Annotated in this window: 18 protein-coding genes and 3 pseudogenes; 2 read left to right on the top strand and 19 right to left on the bottom strand. The window is 34.9% G+C overall.

The genetic code is table 11. The annotated features are described in order from the left end of the window. Positions 1 to 336: 336 nt before the first annotated feature. On the bottom strand, positions 337 to 798 hold the full coding sequence (locus DM800_RS24585) for a CarD family transcriptional regulator (RefSeq protein ID WP_000486301.1): 462 nt from the start codon (positions 796 to 798) through the stop codon (positions 337 to 339). A gap of 215 nt (positions 799 to 1,013) precedes the next feature. After that, complete coding sequence (locus tag DM800_RS24580) at positions 1,014 to 1,922, bottom strand: acyl-ACP desaturase (protein WP_000957101.1); 909 nt, start codon at positions 1,920 to 1,922, stop codon at positions 1,014 to 1,016. A gap of 549 nt (positions 1,923 to 2,471) precedes the next feature. Between DM800_RS24580 and DM800_RS24575 the strand changes: the two genes are divergently transcribed. After that, positions 2,472 to 2,771, top strand: coding sequence for a hypothetical protein (locus DM800_RS24575; RefSeq protein ID WP_001191994.1), 300 nt, complete (start codon positions 2,472 to 2,474; stop codon positions 2,769 to 2,771). A gap of 65 nt (positions 2,772 to 2,836) precedes the next feature. Here DM800_RS24575 and DM800_RS24570 read toward each other — a convergent pair. Continuing rightward, positions 2,837 to 3,324, bottom strand: a pseudogene (locus tag DM800_RS24570) (phospholipase D-like domain-containing protein); the annotation flags it as partial. Positions 3,325 to 3,535: 211 nt separating this feature from the next. On the opposite strand from DM800_RS24570, the gene DM800_RS24565 reads away from it, so the two are divergent. Then, positions 3,536 to 3,736, top strand: coding sequence for a DUF1657 domain-containing protein (locus tag DM800_RS24565; protein WP_000218933.1), 201 nt, complete (start codon positions 3,536 to 3,538; stop codon positions 3,734 to 3,736). Positions 3,737 to 4,164: 428 nt separating this feature from the next. Here DM800_RS24565 and menA read toward each other — a convergent pair whose 3' ends face one another. The 16 genes and pseudogenes from menA to DM800_RS24485 all read right to left on the bottom strand — a co-directional run bounded on the left by menA (position 4,165) and on the right by DM800_RS24485 (position 19,743). Next, complete coding sequence (gene menA / locus DM800_RS24560) at positions 4,165 to 5,076, bottom strand: 1,4-dihydroxy-2-naphthoate polyprenyltransferase (RefSeq protein WP_088122548.1); 912 nt, start codon at positions 5,074 to 5,076, stop codon at positions 4,165 to 4,167. Positions 5,077 to 5,552: 476 nt separating this feature from the next. Then, a pseudogene (locus DM800_RS24555) lies at positions 5,553 to 6,225 on the bottom strand (alpha/beta fold hydrolase); the annotation flags it as partial. Between the two features lie 167 nt (positions 6,226 to 6,392). Further along, complete coding sequence (locus DM800_RS24550; protein WP_147787811.1) at positions 6,393 to 7,388, bottom strand: CgeB family protein; 996 nt, start codon at positions 7,386 to 7,388, stop codon at positions 6,393 to 6,395. A gap of 288 nt (positions 7,389 to 7,676) precedes the next feature. Next, positions 7,677 to 8,276, bottom strand: coding sequence for a DJ-1/PfpI family protein (locus tag DM800_RS24545; protein WP_147787810.1), 600 nt, complete (start codon positions 8,274 to 8,276; stop codon positions 7,677 to 7,679). 55 nt (positions 8,277 to 8,331) lie between these two features. Beyond that, complete coding sequence (locus DM800_RS24540) at positions 8,332 to 9,315, bottom strand: phosphotransferase enzyme family protein (RefSeq protein ID WP_147787809.1); 984 nt, start codon at positions 9,313 to 9,315, stop codon at positions 8,332 to 8,334. A gap of 275 nt (positions 9,316 to 9,590) precedes the next feature. After that, positions 9,591 to 9,995, bottom strand: coding sequence for an arsenate reductase (thioredoxin) (arsC, locus tag DM800_RS24535; protein ID WP_147787808.1), 405 nt, complete (start codon positions 9,993 to 9,995; stop codon positions 9,591 to 9,593). Between the two features lie 25 nt (positions 9,996 to 10,020). Beyond that, positions 10,021 to 11,061, bottom strand: coding sequence for an ACR3 family arsenite efflux transporter (gene arsB, locus DM800_RS24530; RefSeq protein ID WP_046954878.1), 1,041 nt, complete (start codon positions 11,059 to 11,061; stop codon positions 10,021 to 10,023). A gap of 17 nt (positions 11,062 to 11,078) precedes the next feature. Continuing rightward, on the bottom strand, positions 11,079 to 11,516 hold the full coding sequence (locus DM800_RS24525; RefSeq protein WP_087984492.1) for an ArsI/CadI family heavy metal resistance metalloenzyme: 438 nt from the start codon (positions 11,514 to 11,516) through the stop codon (positions 11,079 to 11,081). 60 nt (positions 11,517 to 11,576) lie between these two features. Beyond that, positions 11,577 to 11,882, bottom strand: a complete 306-nt coding sequence (gene arsR, locus DM800_RS24520) for an arsenical resistance operon transcriptional regulator ArsR (RefSeq protein ID WP_000046014.1) — start codon at positions 11,880 to 11,882, stop codon at positions 11,577 to 11,579. Positions 11,883 to 12,254: 372 nt separating this feature from the next. Next, positions 12,255 to 12,779: a nuclear transport factor 2 family protein gene (locus tag DM800_RS24515; RefSeq protein ID WP_087984491.1), complete on the bottom strand. Its 525-nt coding sequence runs from the start codon at positions 12,777 to 12,779 to the stop codon at positions 12,255 to 12,257. 141 nt (positions 12,780 to 12,920) lie between these two features. Next, positions 12,921 to 13,313, bottom strand: a complete 393-nt coding sequence (locus DM800_RS24510) for a nuclear transport factor 2 family protein (RefSeq protein ID WP_060486500.1) — start codon at positions 13,311 to 13,313, stop codon at positions 12,921 to 12,923. Positions 13,314 to 13,317: 4 nt separating this feature from the next. After that, the gene (locus tag DM800_RS24505; RefSeq protein WP_147787807.1) at positions 13,318 to 14,139 is read right to left on the bottom strand and encodes an MBL fold metallo-hydrolase; all 822 of its coding nucleotides are present in this window, start codon (positions 14,137 to 14,139) and stop codon (positions 13,318 to 13,320) included. 294 nt (positions 14,140 to 14,433) lie between these two features. Further along, on the bottom strand, positions 14,434 to 15,054 hold the full coding sequence (locus DM800_RS24500; RefSeq protein ID WP_137015114.1) for a DsbA family protein: 621 nt from the start codon (positions 15,052 to 15,054) through the stop codon (positions 14,434 to 14,436). A 945-nt stretch (positions 15,055 to 15,999) separates the two neighbouring features. Then, positions 16,000 to 16,182, bottom strand: a pseudogene (locus tag DM800_RS29985) (S-layer homology domain-containing protein); the annotation flags it as partial. Between the two features lie 216 nt (positions 16,183 to 16,398). Next, positions 16,399 to 18,483 (bottom strand): serine hydrolase domain-containing protein, encoded by a 2,085-nt coding sequence (locus DM800_RS24490; protein WP_147787806.1) that lies wholly within the window; start codon positions 18,481 to 18,483, stop codon positions 16,399 to 16,401. A 93-nt stretch (positions 18,484 to 18,576) separates the two neighbouring features. Then, positions 18,577 to 19,743: a serine hydrolase domain-containing protein gene (locus DM800_RS24485; RefSeq protein ID WP_147787805.1), complete on the bottom strand. Its 1,167-nt coding sequence runs from the start codon at positions 19,741 to 19,743 to the stop codon at positions 18,577 to 18,579. Positions 19,744 to 20,678 lie beyond the last annotated feature (935 nt).

Below are 20,678 nucleotides of genomic sequence, written 5' to 3'. Positions count from 1 at the left end.
CTTCTAGAAATAATGACTTAGATAGTATATTACCTAAAACAATGAAAGCCCTACCTCTCTTTCATCCTTACGGCTCCTTGTCCGTGCCAGTGTGAATCAGGATTGTAAAAATCAAGTGACTATTTAATCGAGTTATTTGATGAAACTTCAAACGTTCGTAAAAGAAATTTAAAAATAAAAATGGATTAGATTGAAGTAGTAACAAAAGAGGTATCTACTCTAAAAGTGAGTTGAAGAAATTGAATATCTTTGAAATACTTTCCTTTTAATAATCAACATATACCCAGAAAATTCAGGATATTTCCGAGGGATGTCATACAGTATTTATAATAAATCTCAACAGAAACTTTTTATTTGTTTTTCAGTGATTCCTTTAATTAATTCTAGCTCACTGACCAAAAATTTATATGCATCATCCAACAATTTTTTTTCGCTTGTATTCAGTGCTTTTTCCTTCTTTATACGGATTAAATCACGTATAACTTCAGCACCTTCTTGTATTTCACCCGTTTTTATTTTATCTGTGTTTACTTTATACCTTTGTTTCCAAGGCATTAATTCGCCTGATTCTCCATGCTGAAAAATGTGTATAATGCGCGTTAATGTAAGTATATCAATAACTGGGCGTATATTCGAACTCAATATTTTGCCCTTAGGAATCATGATTTGCATATTACTAAGGGACATTTTTATGACATAATAAAGTTGCTTTTTCCCTGAGAACTCTTTTTCTTCTATGGCTTCAATTATACCTGCTCCGTGCATTGGATAAACAATGTTATCGCCAATTTGAAACATATAACCCACCTCCATATGTGGTAACCTTCTCAAGCTTAACACATACGTTATTTTTTATCAAATATTTAATAATATCATGAGTTTATTTTTGGTGTCAATCACTTTTTATTCGGAAGTTAAATTTAGGAAAACAGCCGCAAAATAATAGAGAGCGTTCTAGATTTCAAATAAAAGAAAAGGGAATTCCCACGCGTATATTCTGAAATCTCTACTCATTAACGTAGATCAGTTTTTCCTTGAAAACGGCCAAATCGATCCCGTATTTTTTTCAATCTTATATGATACTCCAAAATCTCAATTCTTGCTTTTTCTGCTAGAGGGGCAATTGGTCGTAAGTCTTTTAACCCCCAATACTCAACCACTACATCAAGTACTTGATCAAAATATTGTAGTGGCCCATAGTTTGCTTCTTTTGCAATCACAGCCATTCTATTTTCAAAATCAGGCATGACGGCACCTGGCATTTTAAAATTCCTAATCACATTGGCAATATGGTAGCAATAATTTGGTTCCAATTCTAAATGTGTTCGAATAACGTCTCGATAAAACGCATAATGAAGTGTTTCATCTTTTGCAAGACGGCGTAATAATGTAGCAAGATCTGGATCATGCTTACTTGCCACCTTAGCTACATTATTGTAAAACACCATTGTTGCAAGTTCTTGTAGCGTCGTATACGTCATGGCTTCGATTGGTGTATGAAAATCAGGCTCAAATCCACACTCAACGACTGATTTTCTTAATTCATGTATACGTTTAGGGTTTACACTTCGAGTGAGTAGTAAATATGTCTCTAATAAATTCGAATGTTGATCCTCTTCTGAGGTCCAAGTATGAATAAAGTCTGTAATAACAGAAAGGGAACCTTTAAAAGTCGCAGATAAATACGTTGTAAACCATGGTAAATTCACTTCTGTTAATAAAGCTGTTTCAATGGCCGTAATTACACCAGAAGGGAGAGTAACTTGACTTTCATCCCAAGGAACTCTTTTAAAGTCCATTCCCTTATCCCATGGTAAAAACTCATGATAACCCCAGTCTATCTTCTGCGCTCTTATTTTATGTTGTTCATACAGTTCTTTTAAACGTGGTTCTAATCGGAAATCTAAATCATTTGTTAGCATATAAGTGCCCCCTTTTCTTACCATGAATATTCAGCTTATTTTTATCTCTAAAAATTTTCTACAAATAAATATTACTTTCCTTTTTTTAAATCAAACATAACAAACTTGTAACAAAACTCTTTAAGAGCGCTATATTTTCATAGGATTTTTTTATCAAAAGAGGGACCGTTACATCTATTTTCTTTTTTATAAAATAGATATTGAGGCAAACAATATGTTAGTTAGTCAAAATAAAAACTAACCTCAGTAAATACAGAATAACATTCATGGATAAAGATACTCGTCATGTTGTAAATTTTGGTGAGTGTAAAAAGGTGCATACCTATAAAGAATCGTTTTATAATAAAGATTGATAGTGTTTTATATACACTATCAATTTATTTAGACGTAAGATTATAATCCAATATATTAGATTAAGCGCTTGAAAAAAATATAGTTGATGAGATAGCCTTAAACGACAATTCCCAACAAGCTTAATGCACATTGGCTATGATGAGTTAGACCAAATTTTGTGAAACAGTATACAAAAAAAGGGAAGAGGCGATAAACATGCAGTCAACGGAAGCGCATATGAAGGAAAAACAACGTAGAGAAAAAATAGAAATTATATTTAGTCACAGGGTAAAAGGGGAGAATTTTTTTCACGGTTCTTCCTATCAATGGAAAAACATTGTATATCAAAATTATAATAGGATACAACAAAAAGAGTTGGAAATTGAACAACTCATTTCGAAAATGGAAAAAGAAGGGATCCGTTTTACGCAGCACCGTTCCCTCATACACTATCCCGTCATTGATTTCGTAAAATATATAGCTAAGATTTATAAGGAGCCCCTCGAAATAAAATAATCATATTTATAAAAGGTTTATTTCCGGGGATTTTTTTAACTTAAAACCAGGGGTACCGCCCCATTTCCATCAATAACTGAAATACGACGATGATTCCGATGATCCAAAGAAGAAAAAAGATAAGGGAAAGCAGGTTTATTGTAATATGTAAAATGAACTCCTTTTTTAACTAATAATTCTCTTTCCTTTTTCTTTAGTAAAATTCCACCTAACCTGTCCAAAGCATAGTATACTTCTACACCTTCTTGACTTTTTTCCGTAATAACTCTAGAAACTGATGGCTTACTTTATCATCAGCAATAGAAAAAAAGTTAACATGCACGTAATGCTTTGCTTTCTCTATATCTGAGAATAGTTGATTGTTTAACTGTTTCCCATCTGTATACAAAGTAATATCACTTTGACGCATAGGGTATTGACTAGAATTCTGGCTAAATACCCCATTTTTTTCGGCTATCGTTCTGTCAATTTCACCCCAAACAAACAGAACTAAACATCCACCGATAAATAAAAAGAGGAATACTCGGAAAATTCTTCCTATCTTTTTCAGCATATTTAATCTCCTTTATATATTATCGTTTTATTTCTGTTAGTTTTTGTTATTGGGACAAAACTATTCCATGCATCTATTAGCTAACAAAATCCTTCTTTGAATGATTAACTATAAAATTTCTCATTCGCATAACCCTAAAATTGGAAGTCGTACGATGATAACAAAATAGGCATTCTATATTTTGAAGTACATTTACAAGGAGGAATACTACATGACAGTAAGCACTAAACTTAAACAAACTATCGCTGGATTAAAGAGTGCTCAAGCATGCCTAGAAGGATTTGTTCTTGATACTGATAACAAGCAAGCAAAACAATTATATAAAGGTGCAGCACAACAAACTCAAGAAATTATTGAATCTTTAAATCCTCGTCTTCAACAAATTGAACATGAAGAGCCTCAGTACAAGTAATAACATAATACCTTTCACATAGAATATCGTCCCCATGGAAGAGTGCCCAGCTTAAATAACGATTATCATAATGCTAATTACGATTAAAGGGTCTCACCATATTGCCATCAATTTAAGCATTCAAAATTACCCCAAAATGAAAAAATGAGTTCAACTCTCATGGACACCTATGAAAAGATAAAATTTTCGTTTTTGGGCATTTCAAAATATTAGCTTGATTGGCATAGGGGTACCGCCACATACCCATCAAGCTAAAGATGTATATTCCATGCACTTCTTTTCTTGATGCTCACATGCTCGATATTTTTATTTGTTTTTAAAGTTTGCTTTTGATTAAAAGGGAAAATACACGCTATAAAAATAAAACCCCAATTTCTCTATATTAAAATTGAGAAATTGGGGTTTAGTCACGTAATAATATTTTTTATTTAAAACAAGTAACTGATTAATAATCCTGCCGATAATAAAAAGCCAAAAATCGTATTTGTCATCGCTGTTGATTTCATTGCGATGCGCATATACCCAGGATCCTTTGCTCCTTTTTGGAAACTTTGAATGGCAGAGATTGGTTTTCTCAAACCTAGGAACATAACTAATGCCCAAGGGCTTATATAACCCATCAATACAATCACCGCGATCCATAAATAAGCAATGAAAAAGGCTACAGCCAGTGTTACTATTGCTTTTTCTCTACCGAGGAGGATTACTAATGTCTTTCTTCCACCTTTAATATCCTCTTCGATATCTCGGATGTTATTCGACATGTTGATTGCACCGACTAAAATTCCAATTGGAATGGAAATCAATACACTTTCAATTGTTATCGTATTCGTTTGAATAAAGAAAGCGATGAGTACAAAACATGTCCCCATTAACAATCCAGAAACTAATTCTCCAAATGGAGTGTACGCAATTGGTAATGGACCACCTGTATATAAATAGCCAACCGCCATCCCAATTAAACCAATGACGACTAACCACCAACTGCTATTCATACAAATATAAACTCCAATAATTGCTGCTACTACATACAATAAAAGCGCAACTGTTAACACATTTTTTGGTTTCAATCCGTGACGGACAATTCCACCACCGATGCCAACAGAATCAGCGGTATCTAATCCACGTTTGAAATCATAGTACTCATTAAATAAGTTCGTTGCGATTTGCAATGCTAAACACGCAACCATCATCGCAATAAATAAAAGCCAATCAATTTCGGCAACATAAAGTGATGCCACTGTCCCTAAAATTACAGGAGAAAATGTCGCCGTTAATGTATGCGGGCGCGTCATCTTCCATATTAATTTAGCGGAACTAATTTCTTTTTCTGTCCCCATAACTCTTTTCAATCTCCCTACTTTAAGTATAAATTACTAGCAGTATTTTTCTATCTATTTCCTGCCACGCATCTATTATAGCAAAAAAAGAATTGGCGATAGAACTTTAATGCTCTTGCTTGCACGATAACTTTGCATCTAAATATCATTTTTTCTAATATGAGGTGGTACCCCTAATACCCCAGAAGAAAAAGAAGAGTTTGAATCCTTTAACGTACAGGGCGTTCCATATATCATTGTAAAAGATCATGAAAATAACATTCAAAAATTAATTCTTGGATTCAGCACCCAATCATTAGAAGAGGCTATTTTATAATAATCATCCCTAAAAAAGAAACGAACATATATGTTCGTTTCTTTTTTAGGGTGCTTAATGCTCAAGAAAACTTATAATCGCATAAGTATATAGAACGACTAGAGCAAAGGCACATATTCCCATAATTATCATCGCTAGTGCGCTTTTCTCTTGCCTAAACCCTATAACTCCAAGATTGAAACTTAATTACACTTCTAGCGATATCGCCAGTAGCATGCCATTTCACTTTATTATCTTCTTCTCGCATTAAGTCATAAACCGCACGTTCTATTAATGGTGACCACCTGCTGTAAACCATTTTTTCTGATTGGATGAATGCTTCTTTACTGTCAACAATGTATTCATCAAAATCTTTTTCGTAATGGGTGATTTCTTCTTCTAATGATCGCGGTGGACACTCTCCTTCTTTCGCACCTCTGCTTCGCAAAATAATCTGCATTCATTTTGCCATGATGATAACCACCATCTAACAATACCATTTTATTCACTTTTTCTGGACATTCTGCTGCATAGTGAAGCGCAACGCTTGCTCCCCATGAATGTGCTACTATATGAAATGTTTCTTTTCCTAGCTGCTCAAGTAATGCTACTACCCATTTTGTTAAATGAGATGCACCGTAATCTTCATCCTTCCCGAAACTTGGTGTTTTCCCATGTCCAGGTAGATCAAACGATACAATATGAAATTTATCTTTTAAAAGTTCCGCTATTTCTATAAAACTTAATTTTGTACTTCCTAGACCATGAAAACAAATGATTTGAGGATTACTTTTATCTCCCCATTCACAAACACTTGCTTCATATTCACCAAATTCTACAAAAAAGTGATTCATTTTTAATCTCCTCTAATTGTTAGATATAAATTAGTTTGAATATAAAATTGTATTTTCATAATAAATAAATTCAACAAAATTATCCAAATCTATTTTTCGTAAATAATTTTTATAGAATACGAGAGTTAGAAAGCACCAAACGCTTATCATTTAAGTTAATGGTTAGATTACATCTTCACGCCTATGAAATTAATATAGTTTAATAATTGTAATATACGTTTATCATATGTGTGATGTTTCAAAGTTCTATCCAGTCCATTTTTTGCTATTTGTTTTCTTTCTTGTACATGTTCCAAATAATACTCCGCTTTTTGTATAAACTCCCGTGCACTATTAAACGTTTCTATTTCAACACCAGGTATGTAATGCTTCGCTACATCTGGTCGTATATCAGTTAATTGAAAAGAACCTACGGCATTAATTTCAAACGTCCTATTATTTACTGAATAGGCTTGGATATTTGCAGCATTACAATTCAATTCCTGATCATTTGGTGAACGGTGTAAATTTATATTGATTTTAGTCGATACGTAAAATTGTAACGCATCTTCATACTTTGCAAGTGGCAAAAGTTGTATTTTATCCTTTAACATTTCGTAATTCTTTAACTTCTCCCAACCGAATCCCACAATTTTTATGTTTTTTTCTGCTAAATACTCTGAAATAGAATCAACAAAGGTAAGTCTATTTTCAAATGCTGTGCCTATAAAACTAAGATCATACTTATATGTATCTTCTTTCTGAGAAGGTTTAAACACATCTTGATTTGCTGCTAACGGAAGATGAAACACATTCTTACATCCTAACCCTCTATAAAACTTGATACAATTTAAATCTTGCGTAAATATGTAATCATAATACGGCACAAGATGTTGTGTTACCTCCGTATAATACGGATCATCTGTCAGCCAAAGTCCAGTAGTAAAACCCGCACTCTTTAGTACTGGCATGACACTAATAATTCCCTCGTTTAAACCACCGAGTACCAAAATAAAATCCGGTTTCATTTTTAATGCGGTTTCTATCGCTCTTTCTGGGTTCACCATAATTGTATTACTGTTTACCTTTTGTAAACTATTCAAAATTGCTGCTTCGATCATTGGGTAATAAAAAGGAATTCCTGATTGAATAAATAAAATTTTCTTAGGCGTATTGTCTTTCATGTCATCCCCCCTATTTCTACATAATCAAAGTGCACGAAAATTAGCAGTCTTTATTCATTTTATGACATCTTACTTTACATGTATAAGCAACGTTTATGTCCATTATGTTGCACTTCCCTCATTTTAGAAGCTGTCACGAAAGGAATAAAATTAGGTTATATTCAGCCCAATTATTAAACATAGAGAATGAATACATAAAAAAAAAAGAGCCTGCTCGTATAAGTTGGCTCTTTCTCTTTTACAATATCTAATACGCTATACAGCAAAAAAACTATGATTACGGTCAAATTACTTCCAAACAACACCTCGCCGCTCATATTCCATTCTATATTCAACAGCAGCTGCAATTTTAGGACTTGCGAATCTTTCCGTGATCCAAAGTCCTAAATCAACTCCTGAAGTAACTCCTCTTGCGTTAATAACATTCCCTTGATCCACAATTCTGTAAGGAAGCAGTTCTGCTCCATATTCACTCATTTCATTCTGCGCCAAATGATGCATTGTCGCCTTTTTATCATTCAATATACCGGATGCAGCTAGTAACATACCTCCAGTACAAACTCCAGCAACGATCGTTCCTTCATTGTGCATCTCTCTAATTATTTTAGTCAAAGTACCAAGCTCAGCTTCCTTTCGCGCCCCATGTTCAGCTTTATGATTCCAGCCACCACCAGGCACAATTAATAAATCTGGACGATTATCCATTCGTAAAAAATCATGTAGTTTAATCGTAACTCCGAACGAAGTAGTAACTTCTTGTTTTCGTTCACTTGATACGAGTTCAACCGTAAATGGAGCCCCTTCTTCTATCGCTCTTTTTAGTACTTCAAAAGGTGCAAAGGAGACAAGTTCTCCGAAACCGTCAAACAATACAATTTGTATTTTCATTTTTTGAACACCTCATATGCTTTCTTTTTCGCATCCAAAATTAAGAGAATAAATGTTATCTACAAATTAACAATGAAGATTGTCTTTCTCCTCTCACTCTATAAACTTCCAAATGTTTTTCCAATTCCCTCTCATCACTTATTACAAGTAGCGTTTTCTTCACAAAGTTCCAATTTAAACTACCGGATAACCATAATAATGAAGAAAGCCTTTTATAATCATTTGATGTTAAAATATTATGGCCCTTATACCCTTCTAAAAATGCTCTAGCAACTTTCGAACATACTTCATGCGACTCTATTCCTTCTGTCCGGGAATACCATTTTATTAAAAAGGCTAAACCTTCAATACGATCTACATATCCAATCGATTCAAAATCTACAATCCCTTTTACACATTGATTTGAATCACATATGACATTTAAAGGATTTAAATCAGTTTGTACAATAAACTCCAAATCACTCGTATGTGCGCATTCTATATGATACTTAGCTAAATCCATATATCTCTGCAATTCCTTGCGTGTACCACCCTTATTTTCTAATAATCTTATAAACTCACCATATCCATCTAAATGAGATTTCTTTTGAAAAATCGGGCTTTGAAACGTACTAGAAATATCATGTATCTTTCTTGCTTCCTTTCCAAAGACTTCTGCCATCGTTTCTGTACAATAAGTGACATGTTCCCCTTCCATCCAAGTAGACAATACAAACCGGTACTGTTCCTCATTCCAAGTGAGTAATGTAAAGGACTCTCCCGCCCTATTCTCCTTAATCTGCATAAATGGAATTCCATGCTCTCGTAAATAATACGTAAACCGCACTTGCTCTTTCAATTGTTCATTTGATAACGTCCCAAAGGCCGGATTGATTGTTCGATCGCTATTTATAAACCGTGCTGAGTACCGATCTCCATTTACGATGATTTTATAGTGTAGATCGGTATGCCAACTGTTCGTATGTAGTTCTTCTTCAACTATTAATGTACGGATTTCTTTAAAATAGTTCATTAATACATCTTTAATTATATGTTTCATCCTTTTTTCCTTTCATGTGAAAATTTTTTTATTACAAACTACTTTTTATAACCACTATCTCGATTATTATAAAAACCAAATTTTATTCATTATTAACTATCAATAGTGTTTTATATGTATAAATTTAATAAAAGGGGATGACTATTCTAACTATATCATCCTTACATAATATTCTACATTTGTTGAGATAGTTGTTGTAAACCAATGTAGTGGTGACTATCTATAGAAAAAAGAGCCAATCCCCTATACAATAGAAGATTGGCTCTTTCCTTTATTTACTCCCCTGTTTCAGAAAATCGCTTTATACGTTCTCCAATTTCATCGCGAACACGTTGAAATTCAGACCACTCTTTTCCTGCTGGATCGTCAAATCCCCAATGAACACGATTTACGTGCGGAAGTGTCGAAGGACAAACAGAATCTGCATGACTACAAAGGGTAACAACTAAATCAGCGTTGTTTAAAATATTTGAATCAATCATATCCGATGTTTGATTCGTTATATCAATATTTACTTCATTCATTGCTTTAATAGCATTTGGATTTACTCCGTGTGCTTCAATTCCTGCAGAATATACATTCCACTTATCACCTAAATATTGTTTGCCCCATGCTTCTGCCATTTGGCTTCGGCATGAATTTCCTGTGCATAAGAAATAGACTGTCTTTTTGTTTTCCATGTTGTTTTCCGCCTTTGTTTTTAAATTATACTGGTTGATCATTAAAATATTTACGCTTAAACCAAAAAGCGACATTTACAAGTGCAATCATTACAGGTACTTCCACTAACGGACCAATAACAGCTGCAAATGCTGCACCTGAATGAATACCAAACACACCAACTGCTACAGCAATCGCTAATTCAAAGTTATTACTACCTGCTGTAAATGCTAACGTTGTAGTCACTGGATAGTTTGCACCAATTTTTCTTCCCATAAAGAAAGAAACAAAAAACATGACAATAAAATAAATGAGTAATGGAATTGCTATTCTTACTACATCTAATGGTACGCTAACAATCATTTCCCCTTTTAAAGAGAACATAATGATGATTGTAAATAGTAGTGCCAGCAATGTAAGTGGACTAATCTTCGGTATAAACACCTTTTCATACCACTGTCTTCCTTTTAACTTAACGAGTACAAAGCGTGTCAACATACCTGCTATAAAAGGAATTCCCAAATAGATAAATACGGATTTCGCTACTTCTATCATTGTAATATCAACAATAGCCCCTTCAATCCCTAACCATTCTGGAATGACTGTTACAAACACGTATGCATAAACGGAGAAAAATAACATTTGAAATACTGAGTTAAAAGCTACTAAACCTGCAGCATACTCTTTATCCCCATCCGCAAGGTCGTTCCAAACAATTACCATTGCAATACAGCGTGCTAAACCAATCATAATGAGCCCGACCATGTATTCTGGCTTATCAGGAAGAAAAATAATTGCTAAAACAAACATAAGTACAGGTCCGATAATCCAGTTTTGTACTAAAGATAAAACCAATACTTTTACGTCTTTAAATACTCGGCCCATTTCCTCATAGCGAACTTTCGCTAATGGTGGATACATCATGACAATTAAACCAACAGCGAGCGGGATAGACGTCGTTCCAACTTGTAATGTATTTAGTCCGTCTACTACACTAGGAAACACAAACCCTAAACCAATCCCAACAGCCATAGCTAGAAAAATCCATAGCGTTAAATATCGATCTAGAAAAGATAAACGTTTCATTTTATTTCCATCTCCTATTAACAACAAGAATTTTTTTCTACTACGTTAGAAGTCGTGCAACAAGAAGGCTCTTCAATTTTATGAACATCACTATGTGCTTTCGTATAAAAGAATTCCCACTCGTTCCCATCAGGATCTGTTACCCAAAACTTATCTTGAACCGCATAGCAACAAGTCGTATCCATCTCATCACGCGCGAAGAAACCTTCTTTTTCTAACCTTTCTTTATGTAATGTAATTTCTTCAGCTGTATCCACTTGGAAACCGAAATGATTTACTTGATTTCCCTTCACTTCATCTCTTACGTTCAGTGTAAAATTAAGTCCTGGCGTCTCTAATAAAAATTTTGCATAATCCACTTTCACCTTAACTGGTGACACACCAAATACCTTTTCGTAAAATTCAATAGACTTCTCTAAATCCGTAACATTTATACCAACGTGAACATATCTCATAGCTAATTCCTCCTCTTTATATTTCATTAATCAATTTTTTTTGATTAATGGTGCAAAATTTTAACAGCAACTACCTTTGCCTGTTTTTCTAAAGATACAGCATAATTCTTCTGATAATAAATTATTTACTTCCGCATCATTTAAATCATAATAACTCCACGTACCTTTTGTTTCTTTTACAATTAAACCTGCATCTAATAAGATCTTTAAATGATATGACAACTTAGATTGCGTCATTTCAAAAATCTCTGTTAAATCACATACACAAGTCTGGCCTCGCTGGCAAAGTTCATACATGATTTCTAGACGCTTCTGATCCGCCAACGCTTTAAACTTTTTCTCATAGAGCTGAAAATCTTGTGCCACTGTAGTCACTCTCCCTTCATCAATTTTTTTTGATATTTATAGTATATACGCAGATGAGTTCTATATGCAACTAATTCATCAATTTTTTTTGATTTATCAAAAAAACTTCCTCTTCAAAATCTATACTTGAATACTTTTTCTTGCTCAATATAAAATAGCTTTCTTACAAATTAATACGATAATTTAATATTAACATGGTGCAGTTTCAGGGGTAAGTTATCAGAAAACATATGAAGTAAGCACTCTACAAATGATAATATATTAAATCTCGTTAAAACAAAAAGATATGTCCTAGTAGTATACCTAGGACATCCCCTTCATTTTATAATTTCTAGATTCTATACATCACTAACAATTGAATATACCTTCTGTCTAAAACATAGTATTATCATTAGCTGCCTCATTTGGAATCTCTTGAATTACATCCCAGTGTTCAACAATCTTACCATTCTTTATACGAAATATATCGACTATAGCAACTCCCTTATCTTGAGAATTAGTACGAGAATGTACATGAAGAGCAACTGTATCTCCTTCTACTACTACTCGTTTAATCTCTGCAGAAGAATTAGGATTTTTAACAAAGTCCTCCTTAAAGAAATCCATGAAGGCTTTTCGTCCGTCAGCAACAAAAGGATTATGTTGCTTATAATCTTCACTTACATATTTAGGGATAATATCGATATCATGTTTGTTAAAAACTTCATTATAGAAATCAACTACCATCTTTTTATTCTTTTCATTTTCTGTCGCTTCTTTCGATACCGATGCAACATTCTCACTCTTTATTGAGTGACCTTTGGTATTACCAGTTGAAGCTTGAAATATCAAAGTCGACACAATTCCTAAAATAAACACAGAAATAATTATTACTATTAAATTTTTCTCTAATTTCATTTATGCCTACCTCTTCTAATCGTATAAGTTATCTTCCATAACACACTTGAGAAGTAGAAACCTTCCCAAAAATGTAATGTGAGGGGGAATGTTAGGAAATTACACTCCCCCTTATACAAGGCATGTTAGAAACTAATAACTCTAACTTAATACCTCATTAACAGTTGCACTGTCCACAATTTGAATAAACTTCTTAACCTTATCGTTCTCATCAAACTCATAAAGATGACAGAAATCTGCTATGAATGATTTCCCTGTTACTTTATATGTTCCACTATATTTTCCATACACGATAACAGTATTGTTATTAAAAGCATAAATTTCATCTTTAGCGTTATAGTTATCCCATTCCGTGCCAAGACGTTCATGTACATTTTTCACTACTGCATCAGGACCTGTATAAGTGCCCGCATATGGAAACCCAGCAGCTTCTGTCCAAGATACATTTTCACTTAAATACGTTTTGAAAGCATCCATTTTCCCCTCGCCAGTTAACACATACGTTTCATGTAATAGTTTTTGATATTTATTCATAGCATTAACCCCAAGGCATTTCTTTTGTTACAACTTTTGCACTTAATTCTAATACACCTTTATTTGCATAGTCTGGATATGCTGCTTCAAGTTTCGCTACAAAATCTTTTGAAGTTTTACTTTCCTCAGAAGCTTGAACCGCAGTTCTTAGGTAATCCATAGTTGCAATAATCGCTTGATTATCTAAGGATTTTTCAATTGATCCATGGCTAGGTACAATTATGTCAGCATTTAATGCTTGTAATACTTTCAAGTTCTCAATCCATGCCTCCATAGCCGCTTTTGAGCTAGTATCCGCTAAGAATACATGTATTTCGTTAAATACATCAATACCACCAATTAATACTTTTAGCTCTTTATTAAATAAGCTAGTTCTGTAATGATCTAAGCCTACTAGTTCAAATGTTAACCCCTGAAAATCAATCGTTTTTTCTTTAAACACTTGAGGTAATACTACGTTGCTTGGTGCGTTTTCTCCTAGGGCACCTTTCCAAACTTTTAATTTACCTAAGACAGAATGAACAATATGTTCAACAGTAGGCTCTGTAGCATACGCTATAGCTTCTGGGTAAGCAGCCTTAATAACTTCTAATCCAAAGTAGTAATCAGGATCCCCATGAATAATAAAGATTTTATCTAAAGATAAGTCGTTTTTTTTCAGATACTCAACAATTTCTTTCGAATCAGATTGAGTAAATTTTGAGTTTATTAAAAATGCATGTCCCGCTTTCTCAACTAAGGTTGCAGTGACCATAAAACTTTTTTCGTCTGAACTAAACACCGTCAATTTCACATCTTTTTGATTTGTATCAATTGTTTTAAACATAGAATGTTACTCTCCTTTTGTTAAAGTTATTTTCTAGTTAACATATTTTTATCTTGTTCCGACAGAAGCTCCCTCTTCAATTTACCTGAAAGTGTGATAGCACCAGCAAATAGGCGAGAGATGAATGTCGGTTGGTGTAAGCTAACATGTTTGCTACTATAGTCAATAGAAACATTAAAATTGGACTCTTTTTAAAAATAAGTTGAAACTATGACTGTTATAAAAAGGTTTAAGTCCATCCACTTCTAGCCTTTTTTAAAACGTTAAATGCTATATACTTTAACTTAAAATTTTTTAATATAAATTTTTAAAACGTGCTTCAATTTTATCCGGCGTCATTACCCCGCCACCTATAGGGATTATTTGATTATCCTTTTGTAAAAGTAATGAAGGATAGCTATTAACACCAAGTTGTCGCACTTTATTGAAATCGTTTTGGACATCTATTATTGTTTCTTGAGCGTTTAAACGTTCTAGTACTTGTTCAGGGTCCAAACCATGCTCGATTGCAATCTTACGATATGTTTCAGGATCACTCAGACTTTGGCCCTCATAATAAAACGCTTTTTGCATAGCCGCAGTGAATTCTAACAAACGGTCTGGTGCTAATGAGCGTAAAGCTGAAAAGCCAATTGCAGCATCTTTCGAATTCATTTTAAAAGTCCCTTCTTCCACCAATTTTTGATATGAAGGACCAAATTCTGCACCTGTAAGTTGATTAATTCTTTTATTCCCCTCTTCTATATATGAGAAATTTTTTATTGGTAAATTATCTAAAAATAAACCTCCACATAAAACGGTTAACGGCATTTCAGTGTGGTTTTTGTAAAACCCTTTAATACTTTCTGAAAAGCCATAGCACCATCCACAATAAGCGTCCCATACATAAATAAGGTTATCTTGTTTCGTCTCCATTTAAATCTCCTACCTTTATTTTTATTATCCAGCTCAGCTAAATTTCTGGTTTATATAAGTACATCTTTTTATATCTTGTTCTTTTTTGAGTTACCTTACTATATTTTTCAAAACTAACCTTTCCCAAAAAGATTAGATAAGATTTCTAATGAAAGATAGCGCTGCACATCATTGCTCCAAAATAGAAGATACTAAAATTCGGAATATATCTTGATTTAAATATGTTAGTAACTTTCTACACCGGGCGATAACATGTGGACTACCATCCTTAATTAAATATATAAACCTTATTTTCACTTTAAATATCCATAAGTTGTAACTAACTCAATTACAACCTTATGTAACCATATTAGTTACAACTGTAGTAGAAGTCAATTCTTTTTTAACAAAAACAATAAATTTCTACCCTAACGCTTTTAGAATTCTATTATTAAAAACTGGCTTCTTGTTCTTAAATTTGTTAAAAAGCTTAGTAATTCCCTAAAAACATCACTAGTAAATATGGAACAACAAATTCAAGATAATTTACAAAACAAATAATATAAATACCTCTTTCATGGCTTACCGACAGAGTACCAGTTCTAGTACATAGTTTTTTTCAAAGCATTACATTTTGTTTTTACCTTTAATAGAAACTACCTGATTAACTAAAACAGGAACTGTCCCACCATGACTTATAATTTTTTATCCCTGTACATTGTGCGGGAATTTTTTTCATAAAGAAAAGACACCCTAAAGTGCCTTCTTTCAATGTGAACCATCACAATTTCAATAGTAAGTATTGGACTCTCATCCAAATATACTTTTACCATGTTAAATTGTTTGATTCATTGAGGAATAGGGTTCAAATTTGGGTTAGCATCACATCGCTAACATACTAAGGTTTTATGCTACCCAAAAACAATGATTTTTACTCTGGGGATCTCAATTTTACTATTTGGGGATTTATGCTTTTCTTAGCTTGATAGCGATGTGGTAGGGCCCTATATTTGACTCTTTTTCTACACCTAGATATTCTAGAGTTCGTTCTAACATAAGTGCTGCCTGTTGACGTGTGAGTGTGCCATATGGCGTAAACTTAGTAGCTGAAACACCTCGGATAATTCCTGTACCGTATAGGGCTTGTACATCATAATACCAGCTGCGAACGTATTTACATCAAGAAGATTAATGGAGCAAATGATGATTGCCCTAAATTGGTTTGATAGCTGTTTTTGCAGAGTTTGAGCGTGATATTATTCTTTGAAATTCTCTTCTTAAAGATAATACGTAAATACAAACAAAACCAGCAAAACAACGTTCCTATGTCGTACTGGTTTTGTTGAAGTCCATTTTGAATTGTAGCTAGTTCAACGTAATTGCAAATTCTGAGTTCGGTACCCCAGCAATTACAATCGTTCCATTCTTCGGCAGTTTTACTTTGTTATTGCCGCTCACGATGGTAAAGTTGACACATACTCCATTCTCATCATACACCGCGAACGCACCCTTCGATGGCAATGTCACGGTCATCCTTTTTCCTGCTGCCGCTTGCGGAATCGTAAACCATTTAGCATGCCCATTTGCTTGCAGAGTAACTTTGGATGATTGGCCAGCATCAAGTGGTTTTACGTTGTTTCCACTTACGTATAACAACCCGGCCATTTCCATATATTCATTGCCGCCTTCTGTATAGAAATGCGTTTCCGTCGTATCACGGCCATTCATCACAGGGATCTGGAGCTGATGCGCCGCGGTGTTCGGACCTGTAATTTTTCTGCCCTCCCAATAGCCCGCCAGGCCTTCCTTACGAGTAATTTGTGTGGTAATAAGTTTCGGTTGTACGAGATATTCAATAGAACTAAATTTCTCATTCACGAGATAGAACTTGACACCTTCCCGCTTCGCCCATGCGGCAGCGGTTTTCTTCGATAGCACATTGTCTTCTAGTTTCTCGGCTAAATAGTGAGTCATCGCACCTTGACCTAAGTCTGGTGTCGATTTATATGTGCTCTCCCTCAAATAAGTTCTTCCATTCTTCTCGGTGACAAAGTTGAGCTTAGAAGTACCCTTCTCATTAATAAAGCTTCCATCCATAGTATATACATATTTTTCTTCTCGATTAGATGGTAAGAACAGTTCTCCATTCTTCGTAATTTCAATTTTGAAATGAGTTTCGCTATTGCCATAAAAGCCCGCTTTCTTTGCCACGTCTTGAGGCATCTTGACCTTGACCGGCTTGCCAAAAGATTTGTTCGGCTTGATGTTCTTAATTGTCCCCTTCTCTTTAAGCACGGCGAGCAGCAATTCAGTTGCCAGCAGTTGATTTGTAGAGCTTCGTCCACCGGATGACAACACAGCCGCTGCCATTTTCTGTTCCGGAAGCACGACCAGTATAGCATGTTGCAGTGCCGTGTCGCCGCCCTTAGCCAAGCCTTTTATCCCATATTCACTGAATGGGTATAGTTTCACACTATCCCAGCCAAGACCATAGTTAAAAATATTATCTCCATCCCCCGGCCACATTCCTTTTTTATATTCCTCTTGCTCCATCGCCTTGACTACCTTATCAGAGAGGATCCCTTTTCCCTGTCCCATAAATAATTGTGAGAATCGTACCATATCTTCTGCCGTGGAAGAGACCCCTCCCGTACCAATCACATTCACCGATTCAATTGGAAGCTGACCTTGGTACGCCGGAAAATAAAGTCCAGCCCGCTTTTCGTCTCTCCATTTGTCCTGCGGCGTTTTTGTATGATTCATCTTTAAGGGTTCTGTAAACCGTTGATGTAGAAATTCGGTAAAGCTCATACCGCTGACTCTTTCCACCAAAATTTCGGCCAGAGTAAAACCATCGTTGCAGTATACCGAGAACGCGCCAGGGTCTGCTTTCAGGCTCTGGTTGGACAATTGCTGCAACAAGAAATCATGGGAATAGGTATCATTATCGTTAAATAAAAATGCATTACTTAACGTGGAACCTTGCAAGCCGGAGGAGTGATTCAACAACATACGCGGGGTAATGCGTTTGTACCGCCCATCTTTCATCTTAAAATCAGGAACATAGTTAACCACAGGAGCATCCAAATCGACTTTTCCTTCGTCGACCAATTTCATTACAGCCGCTGTTGCATACATTTTACTGACTGAACCAATCCCGTATAGAGTATCTTTGGTTAGTGGCTGTTCCCCTTCCATATCGTTCTTTCCAGCCTGCCCCGACAAAGTAAGCTTGCCATTATCAATTAGCGCATACTGCACGCTAGTCGTCCCATGGGACTTCGTGAGTAGCGCAGCCTTCTCTGCTGCAATCTTCTTCAGCTCTTGGCTAGCTACTTCTACGTTAGATACAACTGTAGTCTTACTATCAGAAAATGCTTTCGCCCCTGTTGGTAGAATCATAGTTAGCGCTAATGTAGCGGCTAATACACCAGTTAGTTTATTTTTCATGAGGGAATTGCCTCCTTAGATAAGTGATCAATTTCATCATTTGTTTGTTTAACTATGAAAATATGATAAAATTTATCCGTTCTTCCTTTTGGCCTACTTGCTAAATTCAGCAAGTAAAATATTTTTAAAAGGATCAGGACTATCAGCATTAAGGCTGTTCAAATTGACAGCTAATGTATGCTTGCCTCCAAGTGTACCTCCAGCAAAAGTAACAAACCCTGGAATGCTACCTCCGTGTCCCCATATTGAGACACCGTTTGGAAGCTTAGTTTCATAGATTCCAAGACCATATCTGCCAAGTGCAGCTTCTCCTGTTGGAACTGTAGTAAGCATTTGTTTTAGTTGCTGTTCTTTTATTAATTTACCTCCAAGTAAGTAAGAGAAGAATTTGTTTAAATCATCAGCAGTAGAAATCATATCTCCAGCCGAGCTCCCCATACTTGGGTTATAATACGTAACATCTTTTGGCTCACTTGCTCCGTCTAGTTGGATATATCCACGGGCATGCTTGGTTCCTGGAATCACGCTTGAATTGCCAGGTAAGAATGTATTCGATAATTCAAGCGGTTCAATAATCCGATTTTCAATCTCTTCCGCATAGCTGTTCCCGGTTACTGTTTCAATAAGGATCCCTAGTAATACGTATCCTGTATTTGAATAAGACCAGCTCTTTCCTGGAGCAAAATCTGGGGGCATCGAAATCCCTATCTTTACTAATTCTTCAGCCCTATACGATTTTTTTGTATCCATAAGATTAAAACTTTTTGACCTTGTGTATTCAGCGATACCACTTGTGTGGTTCAATACTTGCCGGATAGTAATCTGTTTATCATCATATCCGTTTCCTTGAATGACACCAGGCAACCATTTTTCAATAGAGTCGTCTAGATTCAAGCGGTTCTCTTCGGCTAATTGAAGTACAACTGTTGCCGTGAACGTCTTCGTCACGCTACCAATGCGAAAGCGAAAATCTGTTTTCATTGGTTTCTTGCTGCTCAGATTCGCTACCCCAGCGGCATAACTCCATGTTTTTCCACCCTCAGAAGTTTTAGCAAGTATCCCCGGGAATCCAAGTTGCAATGTATCCCGCACTGCTTGCTTGACAGAATTACGATCTCGTTGAGTACTTGTTTGTACCGAACTAGATACACTTTGAGTAGGTTCTGCTTTTACAATTAAGGTTGGCGTTGTGTATAACAGAGAACTTCCAGCTATTAAAAGGGCCAGACTTGCACATGTAATTTGACTACATGTTTTCATAAGGCATCCCTCTCCTCTATTCATATTGTATAGGTGGTTTCTTGCTATTTCGTATTAACCACACAGCTACCATCTCCACCAATGAAAAAAGGTCAACATTGAATTCGTAATCATCTTCATATTTATTATTTTTACAAACGCCATTCTGTCCTGGGTAAATCCCTCTTTTTCCACATATATGTTAACCACATAAATTACTTCTTTTCCTTGAAACAGTCTTGTTACTGGTCTGTTTTTCATATATAAGTCATATCTGTTCCGCCTTTCACGCTTCTTTATATTTTTATCATACACAATGAAAATTTCTTTTTTCTTACCCATTTCTTACAAATTACTTACTTTCAAAATCGCTTTTATAATAGGATTGAAGGAGCATCTGTGCCGTAAAGTTCAGTAAATATATTAATCAAAAAGAAACACAGTTTTTTTTACTTCTGTGTTTCTTTTTACCATCCTTTTAAATATTAAGAGTCGATTTACCCTTAACAGGATGAATTCTGGCTCTTTTCTAATGTAATTTTTTTCTTGCAATACAACACAAATGACATTGTGCTGCATGAAACACTCCTAACGTTGTTAAAATCACTTGTTGTTAAAATCACTTGTTTTTAAGTCAAAATTTATTTAACTTAGGGCGGATACTCCATATCCATCAGCTTAAGAAAAATAAACGCCCTCAAAACGAAAAAATAAGCTACCTTCTCAAAGTAACTACCTGTAGAAAAAGAAAATGTTCATTTAGGAGATATATTAAAACCTTAGCTTGATAGTAATGTGGTGCTACCCCACATCCATCAACTTAAGGAGAATAAACGCCACCAAAACAAAAAAAGCCCCAAATTTTTCTCGAAAATAAGGTGGGGCTTTTGAACCAGAAAAGTATATTTTTAACTATGAAAACTACAGTAAATTTTTCCTTTTTTCCTACTTGCTAA

The organism is Bacillus sp. AY18-3, assembly GCF_008042305.1.
Taxonomy (GTDB): Bacteria; Bacillota; Bacilli; order Bacillales; family Bacillaceae_G; genus Bacillus_A; species Bacillus_A wiedmannii.
This window is presented reverse-complemented; position numbering and strand designations above follow the sequence as displayed.